The sequence below is a fragment of the Curvibacter delicatus NBRC 14919 genome, assembly GCF_001592265.1.
Lineage (GTDB): Bacteria > Pseudomonadota > Gammaproteobacteria > Burkholderiales > Burkholderiaceae_C > Hylemonella > Hylemonella delicata.
Window position 1 is genome coordinate 1 of the sequence record NZ_BCWP01000076.1, and the last position, 4,629, is coordinate 4,629.

Annotated in this window: 4 protein-coding genes; 2 read left to right on the forward strand and 2 right to left on the reverse strand. The window is 54.2% G+C overall.

All coding sequences use genetic code 11. The features are described from left to right. Positions 1-639, reverse strand: a 639-nt coding sequence (locus tag CDE01S_RS17735) for a membrane-associated sensor domain-containing protein (RefSeq protein ID WP_281179378.1), incomplete at its 3' end; no start/stop codon positions are given. A 702-nt stretch (positions 640-1,341) separates the two neighbouring features. On the opposite strand from CDE01S_RS17735, the gene CDE01S_RS18380 reads away from it, so the two are divergent. Further along, complete coding sequence (locus tag CDE01S_RS18380; RefSeq protein WP_169802285.1) at positions 1,342-2,964, forward strand: patatin-like phospholipase family protein; 1,623 nt, start codon at positions 1,342-1,344, stop codon at positions 2,962-2,964. Positions 2,965-3,199: 235 nt separating this feature from the next. On the opposite strand, the gene CDE01S_RS18630 is transcribed toward CDE01S_RS18380, so the two are convergent. Further along, positions 3,200-4,072, reverse strand: a complete 873-nt coding sequence (locus CDE01S_RS18630) for a hypothetical protein (RefSeq protein WP_245636222.1) — start codon at positions 4,070-4,072, stop codon at positions 3,200-3,202. Between CDE01S_RS18630 and CDE01S_RS19280 the strand changes: the two genes are divergently transcribed. Next, positions 4,004-4,629: MBL fold metallo-hydrolase (locus tag CDE01S_RS19280; protein WP_369406374.1), on the forward strand; the 626-nt coding region annotated here is incomplete at its 3' end. The two genes, CDE01S_RS18630 and CDE01S_RS19280, sit on opposite strands and share 69 nt — an antisense overlap.

The window sequence follows — 4,629 nt, forward strand, 5'->3', positions numbered from 1 at the left end:
CAGCCCCGCAATGGCGGCAGCCGCAAACAGATCGGCGGCATTGAAGCCGACGTCGCGGCGGGACTGCCGGTAGAACAGCCAGGCCGCGGTACCGTAGATCGCCACCAGCATGTATTCAAACTTGACCTTGAACGGCGTCAGGCCCTGACCCGGCACAAAAAGCACCGGCACCAGATCGGGACGGAACAGGACCACCCCATAAACCAGCGCCACATAGGCCAGCACGACGCCCATGAGGGCGTGGCGCATGTAGGGGCTCTTCAAGGGCTGCCAGGGCCGCAACGCAATGACCAGCAGACCCACCGCCACCAGCAGCCGCGCAGGCAGCCAGAAGCTGATGGCTTTGCCGGGGCCGGAAGGCGTGACCACCTCCGGCATGCCGGCGTACGACAGGGTGTGCCCAAAATCGAGCAGCGCTGTCCCGAACAGCACGGCGCCCAGCAGGGCGATGTTGCCCGGACGGTCTTCCGAATAGGCATGCCAGGCAATACCGAACCCCAGCATGGCAACGATGATGGAGGCCACCTCCAGCGTGGTGTGCAACGTCAGGAAGTGTTTGACCGGCAGGCCGGCATCAAGCACACCAGCCCACAGTAGGGAGCTGAGCAGCGCCATGGCGACCACCCCGGTCAGCGCCAATCGCCTGTTTTTTCCTGGTCGGCGGACGAAATCGTCGACTCCGTTGACTGCATCAATACTCCTGCGTTTCCCTGTTTGAGCTGCTTGGTGCAAGCATCTGGCGCTTGTTCGACTCCTAGCCTGAAAGGGAGAGCGACGAGAATGACACCATGACCGATAGCGCTGTCCGCACAGCATAGCGTGCGATTGTTACGGAATGTATAGTGCTTTTCTCAAAGGGTAAACCCCCAAAATCAGTGGCCACCCATAACAAAGTCTCAAACCGCGCTCAGAGCGGCATTCTCGTCGTGTGCACGCCGATATTGGCAAGAAATGTCTCAAATTTTGCCGGGCAGGGATGTCAAGATGGGCGCAAAAATCATTACATAGTTTCAAATGTCGCTGTTCAGGCTCGCCATTAGCAGTCTTCCACTCCACTCTCCTGGTCCGCCGCGCCAAATCCACCTTTTGCGCTTAACTGCAGCGAGTAACGACCACCTCTCACTCCTACAGAATCCCAAAAGCACCCGCGCCCGACTATTCGGCGTTCACCGAAACGCCCTTCTGATCGCCCTCGCCATTTTCGGCGCCGCGCTCGTCAGTGGATGCGCCAATAGACCCGGTTCCGTACAGCCCCTTCCCACAACTGTACGAAGCGCCTATGGCGACACCCTGCTGGCGAACGATTGGTATAGGTATTCCGGTACCCCGGAAGCGCTACTTATGCCGAACAATATCTGCGCAGCGGATAGAAGAAAAACGGCGTTCTTTGTCACCCTCTCTGGCGGAGGAAGTCGCGCTGCGTACCTCGCGGCAAGCGTCATTCACGAGCTGGAAAACTTAGGCGTCGCCTCAAAAATCGACGGTATCTTTGCCGTATCTGGAGGGAGCATCACGGCGGCACTGTTTGGCGCCAGCTACGACACACCGGATGCCCCACCCGGGCGCCCGGTATGGTCGGAGGCACTCACCTCGGACGTACTAGCGAAGAACCTCAAGACATCTATGGTTCGGCAACTTGCTGATCCTACGGTCTTAACGGCATACCTTTTCGGAAACCTCTCACGAACGGACCTGCTTGAGAGCACCATCAATAGTGCAGTGTTACTTCATGGCCACGGCAGCCCACTTCGCTTCCAGGACTTGAATCCAGCCAGACCACCCATCTTTATCAACGCGACTGTCGCAACTCAAGAAGGTTCTGCCGCCCACGCGCCCTTGCCATTTGGGGCTGAATTTCTTTTTGCTCGCCCTGATCTTGCAAGACTCGGTGTTGACATCAACTCCATTCCACTTGCACGCGCCGTTTCTGCGTCTGCTGCTTTTCCCGGCTTACTCTCCCCCGTTTACCTTCCTCGATTCCGCGAAAGTGCCTTAGAACGACAGATAGGGCAGGCACGTTATATCCACCTAATCGACGGCGGCAATGCCGACAATCTTGGGCTTCTTGGAGTAAAACGTGCGCTGCTTGAGTCAAACCACCGACTTCTCCGTGACTGCGATAGCGTAGTTGTTCTCTCCGTAGACGCATTCGGAAAGCAAGGCCTTCATGTAGATGAAGATCCGGTACAGGGATCATTTATGGGCTGGGTATTTGATTATCGAAGCGCCTTTGCAAGCTTCGACGCGCTATTGGCTGCAAACCGGGCCAGGCTTCTAGGTGAGTTCAAGGCAAGAGTCCTCGCTCCACCCGCAGATGAGAATTTGTGTCGAAAAGATGGACTTCCAGACGAGATTTGTAACGGCGGCGTACGGGCAGATTGGAGCGAGATCAACCAACTGGTAAAGCAAAAGTTGCTTTTTGTTCATGTTAATTTTCAGAGTCCAGAGTTAGCTCGTCAAACCAGCATTACTTACTGCGATGACTACAACAGCGGTGCAACTCCTAAGTGCGAGGAGCTTCCTGTTGACGGCCATCGGCTTGCATGTGAAACGGATGCGCTGCGCGCCCGACTGGAATCTATACCTACTACATTTGGGCTAAGCGTTGAAGAGCGTGAAGACATTAGGGTGTTTGCCACCATGTTCAATAACGCTAAGAATGTTTGCCTGCAGCAGGCGACTCAAGTGATCAACGGAAAAATTAAGCACTCACAAGATTTTTATAGTGAGGCGTCGGCAAGTTGCGACCAGACGACTTCTTTGCGGAACGGTGCGATTCCACGCGCAAGACACATACGCGGCACTATCTTCGGGGACACAATCCCTCGCGATTCGAATATCCGATTGCAAAGTTCAGCCGAAAGATGTGCTGCATTTGCTGGAGAGCGGCACGGAGATCGAGTCACCTTCCTCACCGAATCAAAAAGGAGGCTCGAGGCAGCGCCAAAGTATTTGGATGACTAGGATGGCTGTACTACCGGAATTGGTCATTGATTCCCTGTCACCTCATCCAGGTCTCCTCGCCGGTACGACGGCGCCTAGAAAGGTGTGCCGGCAAGCGACGGATCCGGGTCGCGGCTTTGTCGAGTCGTTCGGCAAATGCCTTTGCTAGGCCCAACCATCCTCCGAAGGCGATACACATCTACGGATGCGAAAAGGATCCCGCCAAAATTCACATCAAATCAAGAGCTGAACAAACTTATAGCTTGGCCGCATATACGCTGACAACTGGCCGGATCTCCTTCAGGAATTCCTGAAAGGCATATTCAAAATCCCGCAGATTCACATCGTGTCGCCGACAGGACTGTGTGATGGATCGCCCACCCAGAACGTCCCGCAGTACTTTTCGCCCCCCTTTCTCGTTAAAACCACTGGTGCTCAATGCGGCCTCTTGCAGGCAAGCTCGCATCGCCTCGTCTGGATCATCCCAAAGAATGGACAGTGCCAGCAGGTATGACTTGGTCGTGTAAGCGCTACGGGAAGATCGAAGCACATCATCAACCGCTGTGATCCCGTCGTCTGGACGTTTGCCAAACATAGCTGGGAAATTTTTTCTAATCCAGAAGTCGGGAAAATATTGACGGGCGAGCTGACTGAGAGATACGCGATGTTCTCCGATTACAGCCCGCACACGTCTGCACAGTGCTCGTGTCACCACCTCAGGTCTGAACGGGATGCTTGCCTGCAGAGCCGCATCGCTCAATATCGCGAATCGCTGTATGAAGGCAGATTCAAAATAGGCGTGGACATTCTGCTCTGCGATTGCCGGCCTAGCTGCCAACGCACTCAGAGGTTGTCCTTGGTGCATGCTGAATCGACCTGTCTCGATCAATGAGACTGTGTGCTTTGTGCAGTGATCCACGCCCGGAAGCTGGTGAGCACGACGCCAATAGCTAACCCCGTGAAAGCCCATATCTGTCTTCGCTATCGATTTAATAATCTGACATGGATACACGTCGTTGATGGCGGCTACCAAGAAACGGGGAACACTCTTGTAAACCATATAAGGAAGTACTACGACAATCCGACATTCATTGATCATGTTGTAGCGACGCACAACGACGCGGATCACGCTGGCGGTCTGCGAGCGATCCTCGAGAACTTTACCGTTGGAACACTGTGGATTCACCGACCATGGCGTTACGCAGAAGCACTAATCAGTCGATTTGACTCATATTCATCAGTCGAACACCTTAGGAGGCGCCTTCGCAGCATTTATTCAAACTTAGCTGCGCTTGAGGATATTGCGCTAGAGCGTAGGATTCCAATTAAGGAGCCATTTCAAGGCGAACAGATTGGATATTTCACGGTTATGGCGCCCTCTTATGAGCGATTCATTGAGCTTGTTGTGGCGTCGGAGAAAACCCCCGAGTCTTCATCGGTATCCCCACACTCCCAAGGATTAGCCGGATTGCTCGGAAGTGTCGCTAAGAAGGCAAAAATCTTGGTCCAATCTGCGTGGGCAAACGAGATCTTTTCTCCAAACGAAACTAGCGCAGAGAACGATATGAGCGTTGTTCAGTTTGCCAGTCTGCTGGATGAACGAATTCTTCTCACCGGAGACGTTGGGCGTTCTGGCCTAGTTGAAGCTATTCAGTATGCAGCTCGGCTCGGCACGCACCTTTCAGG

Excerpts from the sequence above, each read along its gene's own strand:
- CDE01S_RS18380 (WP_169802285.1), top strand. The coding sequence starts at position 1,342 with ATGCCGAACAATATCTGCGCAGCGGATAGAAGAAAAACGGCGTTCTTT.